This is a genomic window from Ideonella sp. FW305-24 (assembly GCF_058788035.1).
On record NZ_JBYTAI010000005.1, the window covers coordinates 72,236 to 90,726 of the forward strand.

Genomic DNA, 18,491 nt, shown 5'->3' on the forward strand with positions numbered 1-18,491 from the left:
GGCTCAGCCCAGGGCCTGGATCTTGGCCATCAAGTCATCGGCATTCACCGGCTTGACGACGTAATCGCGTGCGCCTTGGCGCAGGCCCCAGACCCGGTCGGTCTCCTGCCCCTTGCTGGTGCACATGATCACCGGCACGTCGGAGAAGCGCGGATCGCGGGTGATGGCCCGCGTCAGCTGAAAGCCGTTGGTGCCGGGCATCACGACGTCCATCAGGATCAGGTCCGGCTTGGCCTCGGCCAGCCGACGCATGGCCTCTTCACCACTCTCGGCAGTGCGCACCGAGAAGCCGCGCTTGGTCAAAAGCTCGGTCAGGAAGTGCAACTCGGTCTTCGAGTCGTCAACGAGGAGAATGTTCTGAATGGTCATGGGACTACCCAAAAAGCAGGCGGCCGCGGATACCCGCCAGCAAGAGGCGGGCCCGCCACGGTTTCAACGCTGCGTGGCGAGGGCGCGGAACTGCGCCACTGCCTGCAGCAGTTGATCCTTGGTGAAAGGCTTGGTGAGGTAATCGTCGGAACCCACCATCCGGCCACGCGCCTTGTCGAACACGCCATCCTTCGAGGACAGCATGATCACCGGCACATCGGCAAAACGGGGGTTGCGCTTGATGATGGCGCAGGTCTGGTAGCCATCGAGCCGCGGCATCAGGATGTCGCAGAAGATGATGTGCGGCTCGTGGTCATTGACCTTCGCGAGCGCATCGAAGCCGTCCTCTGCCAGCAAGACTTCATAGCCGCCCTGGCGCAGGAAAATCTCCGCGCTGCGGCGAATCGTGTTGCTGTCATCGATGACCAATACCTTGGTCACTGCCGACGGCGTTTCCGTCAGACCTAATGTGGTCACCTTGCGCCCCTCAACGAATAGCGTCTTTGTGCGCCTGGCGAGCCCGCGTCGTGCCATGCAGCATGCATGTGCGCGGTCTTCAGATCTGAACCATTTCGAAATCTTCCTTGCGTGCGCCGCACTCCGGGCAGGTCCAGTTCATGGGCACATCGGCCCATGCGGTGCCAGGGGCGAGGCCGTGCTCAGGATCCCCGGTCGCCTCGTCATAAAGCCATCCGCAGATGAGGCACATCCAGGTTCGGTTTTCGCTCACGGGTTCGATGCCAGATCACTACAATCGGCCCGGAGTATAGCGACGGCCCGAGGCGAAATCCCAAGGGTTTGTCGGCACATACACAACACAGCTCAAACAAAGCTCCAACAATCCACACATCGTGCCGGCCCGCCGGTTCGCGCCTTCCGCCGAACGCCTTGCGCCAGGCCATCACCATGACCACAGACATTCCCTCCGACGCCGGCGCCGCCGACGACGCCTTGCAGGAAGCGCCGTCGCCGGCCTGCGTGATGAGCTTCAACGCCAGCGACCCCAGCGGCGCCAGCGGCCTGGGCGGCGACATCGCCACCATCGCCGCGATGGGCGCCCACGCACTGCCGGTGGTGACCACCATCATCATGCGCGACACCGCCGAGATCTTCGACCAGCACGTGATCGAGGGCGACGCCATCGTCGAGCAGGCCCGCAGCATCCTGGAAGACGTGACCGTCACCGGCTTCAAGGTCGGCTTCCTCGGTTCGGCCGAAAACGTCAGCGCCGTGGCCGAGATCCTGTCCGACTATGCCGAGGTGCCGCTGGTTTCCTACCTGCCCAACCTGTCCTGGGTCGACGAGGACGAGCAGCAGAGCTACCTGGACGCCTTCCGCGAGCTGATCCTGCCGGCCACCGAGGTGCTGGTGGGCAACCACAAGACCCTGACCGACTTCCTGCTGCCCGAATGGGACAACGAGCGGCCGGCCTCGCCGCGCGAGCTGGCCGTGGCCGCGGCCGAACACGGCACGCGCTTCGTGCTGGTGACCGGCGTGATGCTGCCGGCCAAGGCAGGTCAGTTCATCGACAACGTTCTGGCTTCGGCCCAGGGCGCCCTGACCGGCGAGAAGTTCGAGCTGTTCGAAGTCTCGTTTGTCGGTGCTGGCGACACCTTGTCCGCCGCGCTGGCCTCGCTGCTGGCGGTCAACAGCGAACTGCAGGCGGCCGTCGGCGAAGCACTGCAGTTCCTGGACCAGAGCCTGGACGCGGGTTTCCGCCCCGGCATGGGCCATGTGGTGCCGGACCGCTTCTTCTGGGCCTTGCCGCCCGACGAGGAAGAGCCGCCCGTGCTGCCAGGCGAGCCTGGCGCCGTGACGCCGGACGATGCCACACTGCCGCCGGGAGGCTCGCGCCGTGTCCACTGAGAATCCCAGCCAAAACCGCCGCAACGCCAGCCTGTTCGAGCGCGCCCAGCAATCCATTCCCGGCGGCGTCAATTCGCCGGTGCGCGCCTTCCGCGCCGTCGGCGGCACACCGCGCTTCATCGCCCGGGCCGAAGGCGCCTACATGTGGGACGCCGAGGGCACGCGCTACATCGACTACATCGGCTCCTGGGGCCCGATGATCCTGGGTCATGGCCACCCGGCCGTGCTGGACGCCGTGCTGAAGGCCGCGCATGACGGCTTCAGCTTCGGCGCGCCGACCGAGCGCGAGGTCGAGCTGGCCGAGGAAATCATCCGCCACGTGCCCAGCATCGAGCAGGTGCGCCTGGTCAGCTCCGGCACCGAGGCCGGCATGAGCGCGATCCGCCTGGCACGTGGCGCCACCGGCCGCAGCAAGATCGTCAAGTTCGAAGGCTGTTACCACGGCCATGCCGACGCGCTGTTGGTCAAGGCCGGCTCGGGCCTGGCCACCTTCGGCCACCCGACCTCCGCCGGCGTGCCGCAGGAAGTGGTGCAGCACACCCTCGTGCTGGCCTACAACGACGTCGCGCAGATCGAGGAAGCCTTCCGCACGCAGGGCAACGAGATCGCCTGCGTGATGATCGAGCCCATCGCCGGCAACATGAATTTCGTGCGCGCCAGCGTGCCGTTTGTGAAGCGCATCCGCGAACTGTGCGATCAGTACGGCGCGCTGTTCGTGTTCGACGAGGTGATGACCGGCTTCCGCGTGGCCCTCGGCTCGGCGCAAAGCCTGTACGCCAAGGCCATCCCCGGCTTCCGGCCGGACATCTCGGTGTTTGGCAAGGTCATTGGCGGCGGCATGCCGCTGGCCGCGTTTGGCGCCAGCCGCAAGGTCATGCAGCAGCTCGCGCCACTGGGCCCGGTCTACCAGGCCGGCACCTTGAGCGGCAACCCGGTGGCCACCGCCTGCGGCCTGGCCACGCTGAAGGAAATTGCCAAGCCCGGCTTCTACGAAGCGCTGGCCGACAAGACCCAGCGCCTGGTACGAGGCCTGGCCGGCGCGGCCGAAGCGGCCGGCGTGCCGTTTGCGGTGGACAGCGAAGGTGGCATGTTCGGCTTCTTCTTCGGCAGCCAGCTGCCGCAGAACTATCCCGAAGTGCTGGCCACCGACCAGCCCCGCTTCAACCGCTTCTTCCACCAGATGCTGGACCACGGCGTGTACTTCGCGCCTGCGCTGTACGAGGCCGGCTTTGTCAGCGCCGCCCACAGCGAAGCCGACCTGGCCGACACCGTGACCGCAGCCCGCAGCGCGTTTGCCCCAGCATGAGTGAAGACCTGAATCCTGCGGTCGTGCTCGGCAGCTTCCTCGGCCAGCCCGCGCTGCGACTGCGCTCGCCGGACGGGGCCAGCGCCACGGTGCTGCTGCACGGCGGCCACGTGGCTTCGTGGATCCCGGCCGGCGGCGAGGAGCAGCTCTACCTGTCGCCCAGCGCCAACTACGGCGCCGGGGCCGCGATCCGCGGCGGCGTGCCTGTGATCTTCCCGCAGTTCAATGAGCGTGGGCCGCTGCCGCGCCACGGCCTGGTGCGCACACGTTCGTGGCAGGCCACCGAATCGGTGGTCCGTGCCGGCCATGCCATCGGCGTGCTGCGCTTCACCGACGACATCGCAACCCGCGTGCACTGGCCGTACCGCTTCGAGCTGGAACTCACGGTGAGCCTGGCCGGCAAGGAACTGGACCTGGAGCTGGCGGTGACCAACACCGGCGACAAGCCCTTCAGCTTCCAGGCCGCGCTGCACACCTACCTGCGCTGCATCGACCCCACCAAGCTGCAGGTCGAAGGCCTGCAAGGCTGCGACTTCGAAGACAACGCGCCCGACGCCACCCACAAGACCGGCCAGCAATGGGGCGACGTGCTGACGCTCGCCGGCCCCATCGACCGCGTCTACCGCCAGGTGAACCGGGCGCTGACGCTGCGCGAGATCGGCCGCAAGGCCTCGATTGCGATGCAGGGTTTCGACGACGTGGTCATCTGGAACCCCGGCGAGAGCGGTGCTGCGAAGATCGCGGACCTGCCGGACGACGACTGGCAGCATTTCCTCTGCATCGAGGCCGCCCGCATTGCCGAGCCGGTGCAACTGGCGCCCGGTGAAGAATGGGCCGGCATGCAGCATTTGCGCGCCTAAGATTTCCGCCTGGCCGAGGCGATGACGCCTCGGCCCTGCCCCTCTCCAACATGCACCTCCACATCCTCGGCATCTGCGGCACCTTCATGGGTGGCCTGGCGGCACTGGCGCGCGAGGCCGGCCACCGCGTGACCGGCTGCGACGCCAACGTCTACCCGCCAATGAGCGACCAGCTGCGCGCACTGGGCATCGAGCTGATCGAAGGCTATGGCGCAGAGCAGCTGGCGCTGAAGCCCGACATGTTCGTCATCGGCAACGTCGTGACCCGTGGCAATCCGCTGATAGAAGCCATCCTCGACGCCGGGGCGGCCTACACCAGCGGCCCGCAATGGCTGGCCGAAAACGTGCTGCAGGGCCGGCATGTGCTGGCCGTGGCCGGCACACATGGCAAGACCACCACCACCTCGATGCTGGCCTGGGTGCTGGAGCAGGCCGGGCTTGAGCCAGGCTTTCTGGTCGGCGGCGTGCCGCAGAACTTCGGCCTCTCGGCCCGACTGGGCAGCACCGCGCCCAGCGCGCCGTTTGTCATCGAGGCGGACGAATACGACACCGCGTTTTTCGACAAGCGCAGCAAGTTCGTGCATTACCGGCCGCGCACCGCAATCCTGAACAACCTCGAGTTCGACCACGCTGACATCTTTGCCGACCTGACCGCCATCGAAACCCAGTTCCACCACCTGGTGCGCACCGTGCCGGCCCAGGGTCGGCTGGTGGTCAACGCGCGTGAAGACGCGCTGCAGCGTGTGCTGGAGCGAGGCTTCTGGAGCACGGTGCAGCGCTTTGGCGCGCGCAAGGAAGAGCCCGGCACGCTGCGCGCGCGCGGCGAGCCGCAGAGTTTCGATGTGCTGCGCGGCTCGATGAAGATCGCCCACGTCGAATGGCCGCTGCTGGGCGAGCACAACCAGCTCAACGCGCTGGCGACGATTGCCGCAGCCGAACATGTGGGCGTGGCGCCCGAAGCCGCCGCATCAGCCCTGAGCAGCTTCCAGAACGTGCGCCGCCGGCTGGAGCTGCGCGGCGAGGCCGGCGGCGTGCAGGTCTACGACGACTTCGCGCACCACCCCACCGCCATCCGCACCACCATCAACGGCCTGCGCCGCAAGGTCGGCCTGGACCGCATCCTGGCCGTCTTCGAGCCGCGCTCGAACACCATGAAGCTCGGTTCGATGAAGGCCCAGCTGCCCTGGGCACTGGAAGAAGCCGACCTGGCCTTCTGCCACAGCGGCGGCCTGGGCTGGGACGCCGCCGAGGCGCTGGCGCCAATGGGCGAGCAGGCCGTCGTCTGCCCGACCATCGAAGCCACCGTCAAGGCCGTGGTGGCCGCGGTCAAACCGGGCGACCATGTGCTGTGCATGAGCAACGGCGGCTTTGGCGGCGTGCACGAGAAGCTGCTCGCCGCGCTGGCCGTCAGGGCCTGAAAGACCCAGGACTGCGGCTCAGCTTCGGTTCATCGTGGCCTTCAGCGCCTCGTTCAGGCTGGACAGGCTTTCGGCCAGGTGGGCGCGGCTGTCGACCGACAGCGTCGGCTTGTTGGCCGCCGTGCGCAGCTCGGTCTGCAGCTTGACGGCCTGCCAGCGCACCAGGCTGACCGCATCCGCCGGCAAGCCGGCGCCGCCGCGCGTCAGCACGGTGACCACCCGCTTCAGGTGCTCGCGCTGCAGGTTGCGGCGCATGCTGTCGATCTCCTTGCCGCTCTTGAGCTCGCTCCACACGGCAGACTGCAGCGTGCCGTAGACCTCGTCCAGCGTCAGCGTGCCCTTGCGTTCTGCCGGGCTCAGGTAGGCCGGCAGGTCCAGCACACGCTGCGCGGTGCTGGCAGCCATCAGCCGGTCCAGCGCCTGGCTTTGCAGCGCCAGCACGATGGCCGGGATGGGCACCGGCTTGTCGCGTTCCCACTCGGTGTAGTCCGGGCTCAGCGAGGCCAGGAACTCGGGGCGGAACTGGAAGCTGTCGACGCTGAACACGCCGTCGGCCAGGAACTTCAGCGCCTCGCGCTGGCGCGCCGGGGCCACCGGCTTGTAGGCCGGCCGGCCGGTGGTGCCGGGCAGGTCGCGCACGGTTTCCATGCCACCCACGTACTTGGCCGTCATCTCCGGCAGGTTGCGCAGCTGGCGGAACCCGCTGGCCAGCGAACGGCGCGCGCGCAGCGGGTCGTCGCCGGCATGCGGCGTGCGGGCCTGCACGCGCTCCCACAGCTCCCTGGACAGCGTGAGCCGCTTCTTGTAGTACGCCAGCGGGTCATCGCCCAGGTCGAAGCGGTTGGCCAGCGGGTCCAGCCCGCCGATGGGGCCGCCTTCGGCATCGGCATCGTCGGCGTAGGCCAGTGCCGGCTCGGTGCTGCGGCCGGCAATGCGGCCCAGCTCGACCGCCTCCTGCTCGGGCGCGATTGGCTTGTAGGCGTATTCGATGGCCCAGTAGTCGTACGGGCCCAGCGTGCTGTTGTTCGGTGCGGCCGCGGTCTCGCCTCGCAGCGGCAGGTTGTAGGCGTTGTAGTCCATCACCGAGCCAGAGACGCCATGCGCCTCGGTCCAGGCCTTGTCCTTCAGCTGCGCCTGGCTGATGGTGGTGGAGGCCTTGAAGTTGTGCTTCAGGCCCAGCGTGTGACCCACCTCGTGCATGATGGTGTCCTTGATCACGGCCTGCACGAAGGCGTCGGCCTCTGGGCTGTCGGGTGCGATGTCGCCACGCGATTCCAGCAGGTCCATCGCGAAGCTCATTTCGGCGGCAGACTCGTGTTCGTAGTCGCAACGCTCGGCGGCTTCACGGGCTGACAGCACGGAAGCGCGCGCGGCACTGTTCGCGCTGCTGCCACCCAGGTCTTCGACGATCAGGCGGCGCGCACCGCGGCCGAACACATCGCTCATGCCAATGTCGGCGTCCAGGATCTCGCCACTGCGCGGGTCGTGCTTGCTCGGGCCAATGGCAAAGCCCACGTCGGAGCCGACAAACCAGCGGATGGACGCATGCTCGGCATCCATCGTGTCGAAGTCGGCATCGTCCGGCTGCTGCTTGACAACCACGGCGTCCTTGTAGCCAATCTTCTCGAAGGCCTTGTTCCACTCCAGGATGCCAGCCGTGACCGCGCCGCGGTAGCGCTCGGGAATGTTGCGGTCCAGCCAGTAGGTGATGGGCTTGACCGGCTCGGACAGCGCCGCGTTCGGATCCTTCTTCTCCAGCCGCCAGCGGGTGATGTAGTGCACCCGCTGGTTGGGCTTGAAGTCGCCGCTGAAGTCGGTGAAGTCTTCGGTGAAGTGACCCAGCCGCGGATCGGCCAGGCGCGCGGCCATCGGCTGCTCGGGCAGCTTGGCCATGCTGTAGACCACCGTGACGAACAGGCTGCGCGGGTCCGGCGTGGTGGTCGGCGGCGGCGGCATCGGTACCGGCGGCGGCGTCATCGGCGGGGCCGGCAGGCGCGGGGTACTGAAGTGCAGCTTGGCGCTCAGCGAGGTCAGGCTGGCATCGGCGCGCAACTGGTCGAACGAGGAATTGCCGCGGTCCAGGCCATAAGGCAGGCGGAAGGCGGCCTCCAGCCGGGTGGAATAGCCCACCATGTCGGCCAGCAGGAAGCTGGCGTCGATCAGGAAGCTCTTGCGTTCGGGGTGCGGCGCGCTGGCCACCGCCGCCGAGCCGATCAGGCTTTCGGAGAAGGCCTGGCGCACGCTTTCGCGCGAGGCAGTGTCGGCGCCCGGGCGGAATTCATTGTTCAGCGCCACCAATTGCACCAGGTTGCCGATGCGCCGCCACTCGACCATCCAGTCCGGCCCCATCTGGCTGGCATACAGGCCACGCTCGCCAACCGACTGGGCGATGTTGGCCGTCAGCAGGAAGGGCTTGTTCAGCTGCTCGGGGGCGATTTCCAGCCAGACCTTCTCCTCCTTGCGCCAGAACGGCAGGAAGCCGTCGGTGCGGGTGGCGTCACGGCTGACGTCGGCAAAGGGCTTGGGCGCCGCCGGGTCCACAGGCTTGGCGCCGGCTGGCGCGCTGGCAGCGGCAGCCGGCGGCGTGGCTGCGGCGCCGGAGGCCGCCTGGGCCACGGCTTGTGGCGGCACCATGGCCAGCGCGGCACCGTTCAGCGCCAGCAGCGCGGCCACGGTCAGAACAGAACGCGCCGGGCGCAGCCGGCGGGACAAGGCAAGGTGTTGGATGGGCATGAAGGCGATGAACGAAGCCAGCCGGGTTCTGGCTGGCAGGAAGAAAGGCGGAACAACCGCCAAAAGGAGGCCGCGATCTTGTGGACCGTTGGCCTGAAGTCAAGTTCCGGCAAGTCGGCAGCCTGCTGGCCCGCCCGGTTGCAAAACCGCGCACTTTGTAGGGGCCGGCCAACGCCGTCAATGCCGAGTTTCCTCAGCAAGGCCCATGCCCAGGGCCGCCACCTACACTGGCGTGATGCCCGCCCCGCCCAGCCATTTGCTCTACCTGCACGGTTTCCGCTCTTCCCCGCAGTCGATGAAGGCCCAGGTGGTGGGCCGCTGGCTGGCCGAGCACCGGCCCGAGCTGCAGTTCTGGTGCCCGCAGCTGCCGCCCTCGCCGGCCGAGGCCATCACGCTGGCGCTGCAGGGCGTGGCCGACTGGCCGAAGGCGCGCATGGCCATCATCGGCAGCTCACTGGGCGGCTTCTACGCCAGCGTGCTGGCCGAGCGGCTGGGCTGCCCGGCGGTGCTGCTGAACCCTGCGGTCAACCCGGCGCGCGACCTGGCCAAGCACATTGGCGAACAAAGCACCTGGCAGACGCCGGAGCAACGCTTCTACTTCCGCGCCGAGTTCATCCCGGAGCTGGAGGCGATGAAGCCAGTCTCACTGACCCGGCCCGAGCGCTACGCGGCGGTGATCGCCAAAGGCGACGAGGTACTGGACTGGCAGGAAATGAGCGCCCGCCACGCAGGTGCCAGCACCCTGCTGCTGGAAGGCAGTGACCATGCACTGAGCGAATTCGCCGGCCCGCTGGCCTTTGTGCTGGACTTTCTGGGCTTGTTGGACGCGCCAGCGGCGGGTCCCATGCCTTCAGCGACAATCCGCCGGTGACTTACGCCCTGTTTGATGATGCTGGCAAATTCCTCGCCGGCCGTGTGATGTCCGAGGCCGACAGTTCGATGCAGATCGAGCTGGAATCGGGCAAGCGCGTCAAAGTGAAAACCGCCAATGTGCTGCTGCGCTTCGAGAAGCCGCAGCCGGCAGAACTGATCGCATCCGCGCAGGCCAAGGCCGCCGAGATCGACCTGGACCTGGCCTGGGAATTTGCGCCCGAAGGCGAGTTCGGCTTTGCCGAGTTCGCGAAGGACTATTTCTCGGCCCAGGCCGGCCTCGAACTGCAGGCCGCCGCGCTGTTCCGCCTGTTCGAGGCGCCGCACTACTTCCGCCGCGCCGGCAAGGGCCAGTTCAAGAAGGCGCCGGAAGAAATCGTCAAGGCCGCGCTGCTGGCCATCGAGCGCAAGGCCCAGCAGGCCGCGCAGATCGACACCTGGGCGGCCGAACTGGCGGCAGGGAGCACGCCCGCGCCGATCCGCGATCAGCTCTACAAGATCCTCTTCAAGCCGGACAAGAACGCGCCCGAGTACAAGGCCGTGGTCGAGGCCGCCAAGCGCAGCCAGCGGGCGCCGCTGGACCTGCTGAAGGAGGCTGGCGCGATCAACAGCCCCTACCAGTTCCACTGGCAGCGCTTCCTGTTCGAGCAGTTCCCCAAAGGCACCGGCTTCCCCGCACTGCAGGCGCCGCAGATTGCCGACGAACTGCCGCTGGCCGCCGTGCAGGCCTTCTCCATCGACGATTCGCAGACCACCGAGATCGACGACGCGCTGTCCGTCACCGGCCTGGGCTCGGGCGAGATCACCTTCGGCGTGCACATCGCCGCACCCGGCCTGGCCATTCAACCCGATTCCCCGGTCGACAAAGTGGCCCGCGAGCGCCTGTCCACCGTCTACATGCCGGGCTGGAAGCTGACCATGCTGCCCGACGAGGTGGTGCAGGCCTACACGCTGATCGAAGGCCGCGACTGCCCGGCGGTGAGCCTGTACGTGCGCTTCGACGAAGCCACGCTGGAAGTGAAAAGCACCGAGACCAGGCTGGAGCGCGTGCCGATTGGGGCCAACCTGCGCCACGACCAGCTGGACGCGGTGATCACCGAAGCCTCGCTGACCGGCGAGGCGCCGGCCGACTATGCGTTTGCGCCCGAGCTGGCCTTCTGCTTCCGCCTGGCGCGGCACCTGAAGGCGGCGCGCGAAGTGGTGCGCGGCAAGCCGGAGAACTTCAACCGCCCCGACTACAACTTCAAGCTCGACGGCAGCGGCAGCGAGCCCGCCGGCAGTGAGAAGGTCATCATCACCGAGCGCAAGCGCGGTGCGCCGCTGGACCTGATCGTCTCCGAGGCGATGATCCTGGCCAACAGCACCTGGGGCGGACTGATGGGCGATGTGGGCGTGCCCGGCATCTACCGCAGCCAGGCCAGCATGGCGCCGGGCGTGAAAGTGCGCATGGGCGTGCGCCCCGCGCCGCATGCCGGCATGGGCGTGGCGCAGTACAGCTGGGCCACCTCGCCGCTGCGCCGCTATGTGGACCTGGTGAACCAGTGGCAGATCATTGCCTGCGCGCGCCATGGCCGCACCGCCGCACTGGTCGCGCCGTTCAAGCCCAAGGACGCCACGCTGTTCTCGGTCATCTCGGCCTTCGACGGCGCCTACAGCGCGTACAACGGTTTCCAGCAGGCCATCGAGCGTTTCTGGACGCTGCGCTGGCTGGAGCAGAACGAGGTGACCGAGCTGGATGCCGGCGTGATGAAGGACGGCCTGGTACGGGCCGAGACGCTGCCGCTGGTCTTCCGCGCGCTGGGCACCGAGGCCATGCCGCGCAATGCCCGCGTGCGCGTGCGCATCACCGGCCTGGACCTGCTGACGCTGGACCTGCACGCCAACCTGCTGGTGCGCCTGGACGACCCAGGTGCAGCACCGACCGAAGGCGCCGACGAGCCCATGGACGACCAGGACGAGGCGCCGGCCACTGGTGGCCTGACGCTGGCCATCGACCTCAGCGATGGCGATGCTGCGCCACCGGCGCCGGCTGCCGACGCCGGCTGAGCCCGACCTTCCGCAGTTCCACCCCGCCACCGCCCACCTCGCCTGCCGACGATGAGTTCGCCTGCCGCCGCCGCCCCACCGCCCCGCACTTCATGGCGCCCCTCGGTGCTGCAGACCGCGCTGCTGGTCTCGGTCGCGGTGCATGCCGTGCTGCTGAGCCTGCGCTTCGTGGACCCGGAGCGCTTCAACCGCATCTTCGAGGACACGCCGCTGGAGGTGGTGCTGGTCAATGCGCGCAGCGATGAGCGGCCTGAGAAGGCGCAGGCGATCGCCCAGGCCAGCCTGGCCGGTGGTGGCGAAGCCGAAACCGGCCGCGCCACCTCGCCGCTGCCGCCCTCGCCTTTCTCGCTGCCCGGCGAAGCGCTGGATGATGCGCAGCGCCAGATCAAGCAGATGCAGGACGTGCAGCAACAGCTGCTGGCCGACATCCGCCGTGAACTCGCACTGCTGCCGCCACCGGACCCCAGCAAGCCGGTGATGTCGCGCGAAGAAGCCGAGCGCGAAGAGCGTCGGCGGCAGATGCTGAGAACGCTCGCCGAGATCGAAAAGCGCATCAACGAAGAAAACGCGCGGCCGAAGAAGCGCTACATCAGCCCGGCCACGCGCGAGGAGGTCTACGCGATCTACTACGACAGCCTGCGCCGCAAGATCGAGGAACGCGGCACGCGCGACTTCCCGCAGTACAAGGGCCAGAAACTGTACGGCGAGCTGACGATGAACCTGACCATTGACGCCGCCGGCCAGGTGATAGACGCCGACGTGGTGCGCCCCTCGAAGTCAGCCGAGCTGAACCGCCGCGCGGTGGCCATCGTGCATGCCGCCGGGCCCTTCGGCAAGTTCACCGATGCGATGCGCCGCCAGGCCGACCAGATCGTCGTCACCTCCCGCTTTCGCTTCACCCGCACCGACGGGCTGGAAGCGACTGCCGAAGCGACGATTCGCCAGTGACTTCCCCGACCGCCTTTGCACCGATGCCCGAATCCTTGGCCCGCTACGCCGTCTTCGGCAATCCGATCTCGCACAGCCGCTCGCCGCGCATCCACGGCTGGTTCGCCGAGGCCACCGGCCAGGCGCTGCGCTACGAAGCGCTGCTGGCGCCGGTGGATGGCTTTGCCGCATCGCTGCAGGCTTTTGCCGACGCTGGCGGCCTGGGCTGCAATGTCACGGTGCCGTTCAAGTTCGAGGCTTTTGCGCTGGCGCACCAGGCTTCGCCACGCGCCCGCCTGGCCGGTGCTGCCAATTTCCTGCGTCGAGAAGGCCAGGGCTGGTGGGCCGACAACACCGACGGTGCCGGCCTGGTGCGCGACCTGGTGCGCAACGCGCAGCAAACCATTGCCGGCAGCCGCGTGCTGCTGATCGGCGCCGGCGGTGCCGCAGCCGGCGTACTGGGACCGCTGCTGGCCGAAGCGCCGGCCGAGCTGCGCATCGTCAACCGCAGCCCGGACAAGGCGCTGCGCCTGGCGGCAAGCCACCGTGCGCTGGCAGCCGAACACGGCGTGGCGCTGCAGGCCGACGGCCTGGACGAGCCAGGCAGCGCGTTTGACCTGGTGCTGAACGCCAGCGCCAGCAGCCTGGCCGGCCAGGCCTCGCCGGTGCCAGCCAAGGTGCTGGGCTCGGATTGCCTGGCGGTCGACCTGATGTACGGCCCCGCCGCGCGACCCTTCCTCGGTTGGGCGGCCCAGCACGGCGCGCGTGGCCGCGACGGCTTGGGCATGCTGGTCGAACAGGCAGCCGAAGCGTTTGCGCTGTGGCGCGGCATGCGACCCGAGACTGGCGACGTGCTGGCCCGGCTGCGCGCCGAGGTGGATGCAGCGGCATGAAAACCGCCGGATCGAGAAGCGCGGCATGAAGGCCGCTTGGGGCCAGCTCGCCCGCTTGCTCGCACTGCTGGTGCTGAGCACGGCCGCGCTGCAGCTGTATTTCCTGCTGCGCGTGGCGCTGATGCTGGTAATAGACCCGCAGTCCACCAGCTTCCAGCGCAGCGAAGCCTGGCGGCTGCTGCGCGAGACGCACCAGCTGAGCTGGTCGCAGGACTGGGTGGCCGATGAAGAGATTTCGCCCAATCTCAAGCGTGCGGTGATCGCCAGCGAAGACGCCGGCTTTGTCGAACATGCGGGCGTGGAGTGGGATGCGATCGAGAAGGCCTGGGACCGCAACCAGAAAGCCGAGGTGCGGGCCGAGAAGGTCAACGAGCGCATCGAGCAGCGCGAGGCCACGCGCAAGACGGCACCCGCCAAGCCGCCCACACGTGCGGTGCCCAAGGTCGTCGGCGGCTCGACCATCTCCCAGCAGTTGGCCAAGAACCTGTTCCTCTCAGGCGAACGCACGACGCTGCGCAAGGCGCAGGAGTTCGTCATCACCTTCATGCTCGAAGGCCTGCTGGGCAAGCGCCGCATCCTGGCCATCTATCTCAACAGCGTCGAGTGGGGCGAAGGCGTGTTTGGCGCCGAGGCTGCCGCGCGCCACTACTTCCATGTGGACGCCAGCAAGCTGTCGGCGCCGGCAGCAGCCCGGCTGGCGGTGATGCTGCCAGCCCCCAAGCGCTTCGAGAAACAACCCGGCTCGGCGTATGTGCTCGGCCGATCGGGCACCATCGTCGCCCGCATGGGCGCGGTCGAGCTGCCCTGATCGGCGCCTGCGGCCGCGCCGCCGTGAACCCTTTGCCCAGGAGCGCTGCATGAGCCAAACGGAAGCCACTGCCCAGATTGCCGCGACCGCCGCCAGGCTGGTGGTCGAAGAAGGGATGGAATACAGCGCCGCCAAGCGCAAGGCGGCGCGTGACCTGGGCCGCCGCAGCAGCCGCCAGGGCGAGCTGCCGTCCAACGAACAGGTCGAAGACGAGGTGCGCGACTACCTCGCGCTGTTCTGCGCCGACACCCAGCCGGCCGAGTTGCGTGCGCTGCGCGAATTGGCTTTGCGCTGGATGACACGGCTGGACCAGCTTGGCGAATTCCGCCCGCACCTGGGCGGCGCCGTTTGGCGCGGCACGGCCACCCGGCTGTCCAACCTCATCCTCGACCTGTATTGCGACGATGAAAAAGCCGCCGAAATTGCCTTCCTGAACGCCGGCCTGGATTTCGACAGCGGCGGCGCAGGCGAACACGAAGCGCTGGTGCTGAGCACCGTCGACCGCACGCCCGGGCTGGCCGAGCCGGTGACACTGCACTTTGTCGTGCACGAGTACCTGGCACTGCGCGGCGCGCTGAAACCCGATACCCACGGCCGCAGCTGGCGCGGCGACGCCAACGCCTTGCGCCGCCTGCTGGCCAGCGAGGCGCAAGACCATGCGCACTGAAGCCGAAGCCACGGCTGGCGCGGACGCCAAAGACGGAACGGTTCGCGACGCCACCTCGCGCCGCTGGCTGCTGGGCCTGGCCGCCGTGGGCGCGCTGGGCGCTGGCGTGGGCTGGCAGCGCTGGGGCTCGTCGCCAGACCCCACCGCCGCCGCGCTGGCACGGCTGTGGCAGCTCGAATTGCCGACGCCGGCCGGTCCGCCACTGGCCTTGCGGGCCTTCCAGGGCCGGCCTTTGCTGGTCAATTTCTGGGCTGCCTGGTGCAAGCCCTGCGTGGCCGAAATGCCGGAGCTGGACCGTTTTGCGGCGACCTGGCAGCCGCAGGGCGGTCAGGTGCTGGGCCTGGCCATCGATCAGGCGGAGCCCGTCAAGCATTTTCTGACGCAAACTCCTGTAAGCTTCCCGATTGCGCTGGCCGGCGCCACAGGCCTGAATCTGGTGCGGGATCTGGGCAACAGCGCCGGCGGCCTGCCCTTTACTGTGCTCATCTCCGCCGAAGGTGAAGTGCACGGCCGAAAGTTGGGAGCGACCACGGAAGCTGAGCTGCTCGGCTGGGCAGCTGCGCTGCGCAAGCGCTGAGGACCAAGCGCTCATCTACATTATTTTGGTCCAATTCATCGCAAAAACCGACCAAAGCGCGTAAAGTCCGCGCTTCCTCAGTCAAGCCAGCGTGGCCTGACAGCTGCTGGAGCGAGCAAGATGCCTCCTAAAGATAGGGGGCGTAACTTCCAGTTAGCGCCAGATTCCGCATAATCCAGCGCTTTGCTGCACGTAGCGTGCAGTCGATTTGGTGACGGCACGGCGCTTGCATGTGCCAGCACCTTCCAAGACGTGCCACCCGGCCGTGACCGGGGCCCTTTCCTTCTTCCTGACAGGAGAAAAAATTCCCATGGACCTGCGCAAACTCAAGACCCTGATCGATCTGGTGTCAGAGTCGAACATCGCCGAGCTGGAAATCACCGAGAACGAAGGCAAGGTGCGCATCGTGAAATCGGGCGGCGCCGCCTTTGCTGCGCCGATGATGCCGATGCCGATGGCCAGCGCCCCCATGGCGCCTGCCCCGGCGCTGCCAGCCGCCGACGCCGCACCGGTTGCGCCGGCTGCCGCGACCGGCGTGGCCATCAAGTCGCCAATGGTCGGCACTTTCTACGCTTCGTCCACCCCGGGTGGCAAGCCCCTGGTCGAAGTGGGCAGCGTCATCAAGCTCGGTCAGCCGGTCTGCATCATCGAAGCGATGAAGATCATGAACGAGATCGAAGCCGAAATCACCGGCACGGTGACCCAGGTGCTGGTGCAGAACGGCCAGGCTGTCGAATTCGGCCAGCCGATGTTCATGGTCGAGTGATCGCACCATGTTCAAAAAAATACTGATCGCCAATCGAGGCGAAATCGCGCTGCGCATCCAGCGCGCGTGCAGGGAAATGGGCATCAAGGCGGTGGTGGTCTATTCCGAGGCCGACCGCGACGCCAAGTACGTCAGGCTGGCTGAGGAAGCCGTCTGCATCGGCCCGGCGGCCTCGTCGCTGAGCTACCTGAACATGCCGGCCATCATTTCCACCGCGGAAGTGACCGATGCCGAAGCAATCCACCCAGGCTACGGCTTCCTGTCGGAAAACGCCGACTTCGCCGAGCGGGTGCAGCAAAGCGGTTTTGTCTTCATTGGCCCGACGCCCGAATCGATCCGCCTGATGGGCGACAAGGTCTCGGCCAAGCAGGCCATGATCAAGGCCGGTGTGCCTTGCGTGCCGGGCTCGGAAGGCGCGCTGCCTGAAGACCCGAAGGAGATCATCAAGATCGCCCGCACCGTGGGCTATCCGGTCATCATCAAGGCAGCAGGCGGCGGCGGTGGCCGCGGCATGCGCGTGGTGCACACCGAAGCAGCGCTGGTGAACGCCGTGCAGATGACGCGCACAGAAGCGGGCGCGGCCTTCGGCAATCCGCAGGTCTACATGGAGAAGTTCCTGGAGAACCCACGCCATGTGGAAATCCAGATCCTGGCCGACGAGCACAAGAACGCCGTCTGGCTGGGCGAGCGCGACTGCTCGATGCAGCGCCGCCACCAGAAGATCATCGAGGAAGCGCCGGCACCAGGCATTCCACGCCGCGTGATCGAAAAGATCGGCGACCGCTGCGCAGCGGCCTGCAAGAAGATGGGCTACCGCGGCGCAGGCACTTTCGAGTTCCTGTTCGAGAACGGCGAGTTCTATTTCATCGAGATGAACACCCGCGTGCAGGTGGAGCATCCGGTGACGGAACTGGTCACCGGCATCGACATCGTGCAGATGCAGATCCGCGTGGCCGCTGGCGAGAAGCTGCCTTTCCTGCAGCGTCAGATCGAGATGCGCGGCCATGCCATCGAATGCCGCATCAATGCCGAGGACGCGTACAAGTTCACGCCGTCGCCAGGCCGCATCACGATGTGGCATCCGCCGGGCGGCCCGGGCGTGCGCGTGGATTCGCATGCGTACACCAACTATTACGTGCCGCCGAACTACGACTCGATGATCGGCAAGATCATCGTGCACGGCGACACCCGCGAGCAGGCGCTGGCCCGCATGCGCACCGCCCTGAGCGAGATGGTGGTCGAAGGCATCCAGACCAACATCCCGCTGCACCGCGAGTTGATGGCCGATGCCAAGTTCATCCAGGGTGGCACCAGCATCCACTACCTGGAACACTGGATGAGCGAGCACACGCGCTAAAGGCGCGGCGCCACCTTCTTGTGACCCCGACAACGGCCAGGCGCGCACCCGCACGCCTGGCCGTTGCCCCTTGGAAAAAAGGAATGCCGAAGTGGCTTTGTTCGAGTTGGTGCTGAGCGCGCCGCAGACTTTGGTCGAACCGGTGTCCGAGGCCTTGATGAACGAGCTGGACGCCCTGGCCGTGTCGGTCGAGGATGCCGACGCGAACACCGAAGCCGAGCATGCGCTGTTTGGCGAACCGGGCATGCCGGCGCCCAAGCCCGGCTGGGACCGCTCCACGCTGAAGGCCTTGTTCGACACCGAGGACCTCGCCGTGCAGGCCAGCACGCTGCTGCTGGCCCAGGACTGGGCCGCCGGCCTGGGCGTGAAAAGCCTGGGTGAAGTGCCCGAACAGGACTGGGTGCGGCTGACGCAGTCGCAGTTCGAGCCGGTCGAGATCACGCCGGCGTTCTGGATCGTGCCGAGCTGGCATGAACCCCCCGCTGCGGCGAGTCGGGTGATCCGCCTGGATCCGGGCCTGGCGTTTGGCACCGGCACCCACCCGACCACCCGCATGTGCCTGCGCTGGATCGCCGAGCACGCACCGGCGCTGTCGGCCAGTTGGGACAGGGTGCTGGACTACGGCTGCGGCTCCGGCATCCTGGCCATCGGCGCGGCGCTGCATGGCGCGAAGCAGGTCGACGCGGTCGACATCGACCCGGCCGCGGTGACCTCGTCCGAGCACAACGCGGCAGCCAATGGCGTGACGCTGCGCTGTGGCCTGCCGGAACTCGCGCAGGGCAAATACCCGCTGGTGCTGGCCAACATCCTGGCCACGCCGCTGAAGCTGCTGGCACCGCTGCTCAGCGCCCACCTGGCCCCCGGCGCGCACCTGGTGCTGGCCGGCATCCTGGACCGACAGGCCGCCGAGTTGCAGGCCGCCTACGCACCCTGGGTCAAGCTGGAAGTGCTGAACCAGGACGACGGATGGATCCTGATGGGCGGCCAGCGCTTGTGACCCGCCCAGACCTTGCGCAGCGCGGCTGCGC

18 protein-coding genes are annotated in these 18,491 nt (G+C 67.5%); 14 read left to right on the forward strand and 4 right to left on the reverse strand.

Translation table 11 applies throughout. The features are described from left to right. Positions 1–3 precede the first annotated feature (3 nt). The 3 genes from AC3WR5_RS14945 to AC3WR5_RS14955 form a co-directional block, all read right to left on the reverse strand. Complete coding sequence (locus tag AC3WR5_RS14945) at positions 4–369, reverse strand: response regulator transcription factor (RefSeq protein WP_141287808.1); 366 nt, start codon at positions 367–369, stop codon at positions 4–6. Between the two features lie 63 nt (positions 370–432). Then, on the reverse strand, positions 433–903 hold the full coding sequence (locus AC3WR5_RS14950) for a response regulator (RefSeq protein ID WP_310733327.1): 471 nt from the start codon (positions 901–903) through the stop codon (positions 433–435). Positions 904–925: 22 nt separating this feature from the next. Then, a complete protein-coding gene (locus tag AC3WR5_RS14955) occupies positions 926–1,078 on the reverse strand; it encodes a rubredoxin (RefSeq protein ID WP_492485893.1) in 153 nt (50 codons plus the stop codon). A 197-nt stretch (positions 1,079–1,275) separates the two neighbouring features. On the opposite strand from AC3WR5_RS14955, the gene thiD reads away from it, so the two are divergent. The 4 genes from thiD to mpl are packed head-to-tail and all read left to right on the forward strand — an operon-like array spanning position 1,276 to position 5,819. After that, positions 1,276–2,235 carry a bifunctional hydroxymethylpyrimidine kinase/phosphomethylpyrimidine kinase gene (gene thiD, locus AC3WR5_RS14960; RefSeq protein ID WP_492485551.1) on the forward strand — a complete coding sequence of 320 codons (960 nt, stop codon included), beginning with the start codon at positions 1,276–1,278 and terminating at the stop codon, positions 2,233–2,235. Beyond that, a complete protein-coding gene (gene hemL, locus AC3WR5_RS14965; protein ID WP_492485552.1) occupies positions 2,225–3,541 on the forward strand; it encodes a glutamate-1-semialdehyde 2,1-aminomutase in 1,317 nt (438 codons plus the stop codon). Before thiD ends, hemL begins: the two co-directional genes overlap by 11 nt. Further along, on the forward strand, positions 3,538–4,401 hold the full coding sequence (locus AC3WR5_RS14970) for a D-hexose-6-phosphate mutarotase (RefSeq protein WP_492485553.1): 864 nt from the start codon (positions 3,538–3,540) through the stop codon (positions 4,399–4,401). Before hemL ends, AC3WR5_RS14970 begins: the two co-directional genes overlap by 4 nt. A 50-nt stretch (positions 4,402–4,451) precedes the next feature. Further along, entirely contained in the window at positions 4,452–5,819 is a 1,368-nt protein-coding gene (gene mpl, locus AC3WR5_RS14975) for a UDP-N-acetylmuramate:L-alanyl-gamma-D-glutamyl-meso-diaminopimelate ligase (protein ID WP_492485554.1), read from the forward strand. Positions 5,820–5,837: 18 nt separating this feature from the next. Here mpl and AC3WR5_RS14980 read toward each other — a convergent pair whose 3' ends face one another. Continuing rightward, positions 5,838–8,552: a zinc-dependent metalloprotease gene (locus tag AC3WR5_RS14980; RefSeq protein WP_492485555.1), complete on the reverse strand. Its 2,715-nt coding sequence runs from the start codon at positions 8,550–8,552 to the stop codon at positions 5,838–5,840. Positions 8,553–8,787: 235 nt separating this feature from the next. Here AC3WR5_RS14980 and AC3WR5_RS14985 point away from each other — a divergent pair, with 235 nt between their 5' ends. The 10 genes from AC3WR5_RS14985 (at position 8,788) to prmA (ending at position 18,460) form a co-directional block, all read left to right on the forward strand. After that, positions 8,788–9,423 carry a YqiA/YcfP family alpha/beta fold hydrolase gene (locus AC3WR5_RS14985; RefSeq protein WP_492485556.1) on the forward strand — a complete coding sequence of 212 codons (636 nt, stop codon included), beginning with the start codon at positions 8,788–8,790 and terminating at the stop codon, positions 9,421–9,423. Continuing rightward, positions 9,420–11,468, forward strand: coding sequence for a ribonuclease catalytic domain-containing protein (locus AC3WR5_RS14990; protein ID WP_492485557.1), 2,049 nt, complete (start codon positions 9,420–9,422; stop codon positions 11,466–11,468). The genes AC3WR5_RS14985 and AC3WR5_RS14990 overlap by 4 nt, the downstream gene beginning before the upstream one ends. Positions 11,469–11,519: 51 nt before the next feature. Continuing rightward, positions 11,520–12,416 carry an energy transducer TonB family protein gene (locus AC3WR5_RS14995; RefSeq protein ID WP_141289916.1) on the forward strand — a complete coding sequence of 299 codons (897 nt, stop codon included), beginning with the start codon at positions 11,520–11,522 and terminating at the stop codon, positions 12,414–12,416. Between the two features lie 23 nt (positions 12,417–12,439). After that, positions 12,440–13,288, forward strand: coding sequence for a shikimate dehydrogenase (gene aroE, locus AC3WR5_RS15000; RefSeq protein ID WP_492485558.1), 849 nt, complete (start codon positions 12,440–12,442; stop codon positions 13,286–13,288). Positions 13,289–13,313: 25 nt separating this feature from the next. Continuing rightward, on the forward strand, positions 13,314–14,096 hold the full coding sequence (locus tag AC3WR5_RS15005) for a transglycosylase domain-containing protein (RefSeq protein ID WP_492485559.1): 783 nt from the start codon (positions 13,314–13,316) through the stop codon (positions 14,094–14,096). 49 nt (positions 14,097–14,145) lie between these two features. Then, complete coding sequence (locus AC3WR5_RS15010; protein ID WP_492485560.1) at positions 14,146–14,763, forward strand: hypothetical protein; 618 nt, start codon at positions 14,146–14,148, stop codon at positions 14,761–14,763. After that, positions 14,753–15,340 carry a TlpA family protein disulfide reductase gene (locus tag AC3WR5_RS15015; RefSeq protein ID WP_492485561.1) on the forward strand — a complete coding sequence of 196 codons (588 nt, stop codon included), beginning with the start codon at positions 14,753–14,755 and terminating at the stop codon, positions 15,338–15,340. Before AC3WR5_RS15010 ends, AC3WR5_RS15015 begins: the two co-directional genes overlap by 11 nt. 310 nt (positions 15,341–15,650) lie before the next feature. Then, positions 15,651–16,106: an acetyl-CoA carboxylase biotin carboxyl carrier protein gene (gene accB / locus AC3WR5_RS15020; protein ID WP_141288007.1), complete on the forward strand. Its 456-nt coding sequence runs from the start codon at positions 15,651–15,653 to the stop codon at positions 16,104–16,106. A 7-nt stretch (positions 16,107–16,113) separates the two neighbouring features. After that, a complete protein-coding gene (gene accC, locus AC3WR5_RS15025) occupies positions 16,114–17,463 on the forward strand; it encodes an acetyl-CoA carboxylase biotin carboxylase subunit (RefSeq protein ID WP_141288006.1) in 1,350 nt (449 codons plus the stop codon). 97 nt (positions 17,464–17,560) lie between these two features. Further along, on the forward strand, positions 17,561–18,460 hold the full coding sequence (gene prmA / locus AC3WR5_RS15030) for a 50S ribosomal protein L11 methyltransferase (RefSeq protein ID WP_492485894.1): 900 nt from the start codon (positions 17,561–17,563) through the stop codon (positions 18,458–18,460). Positions 18,461–18,491: the final 31 nt, after the last annotated feature.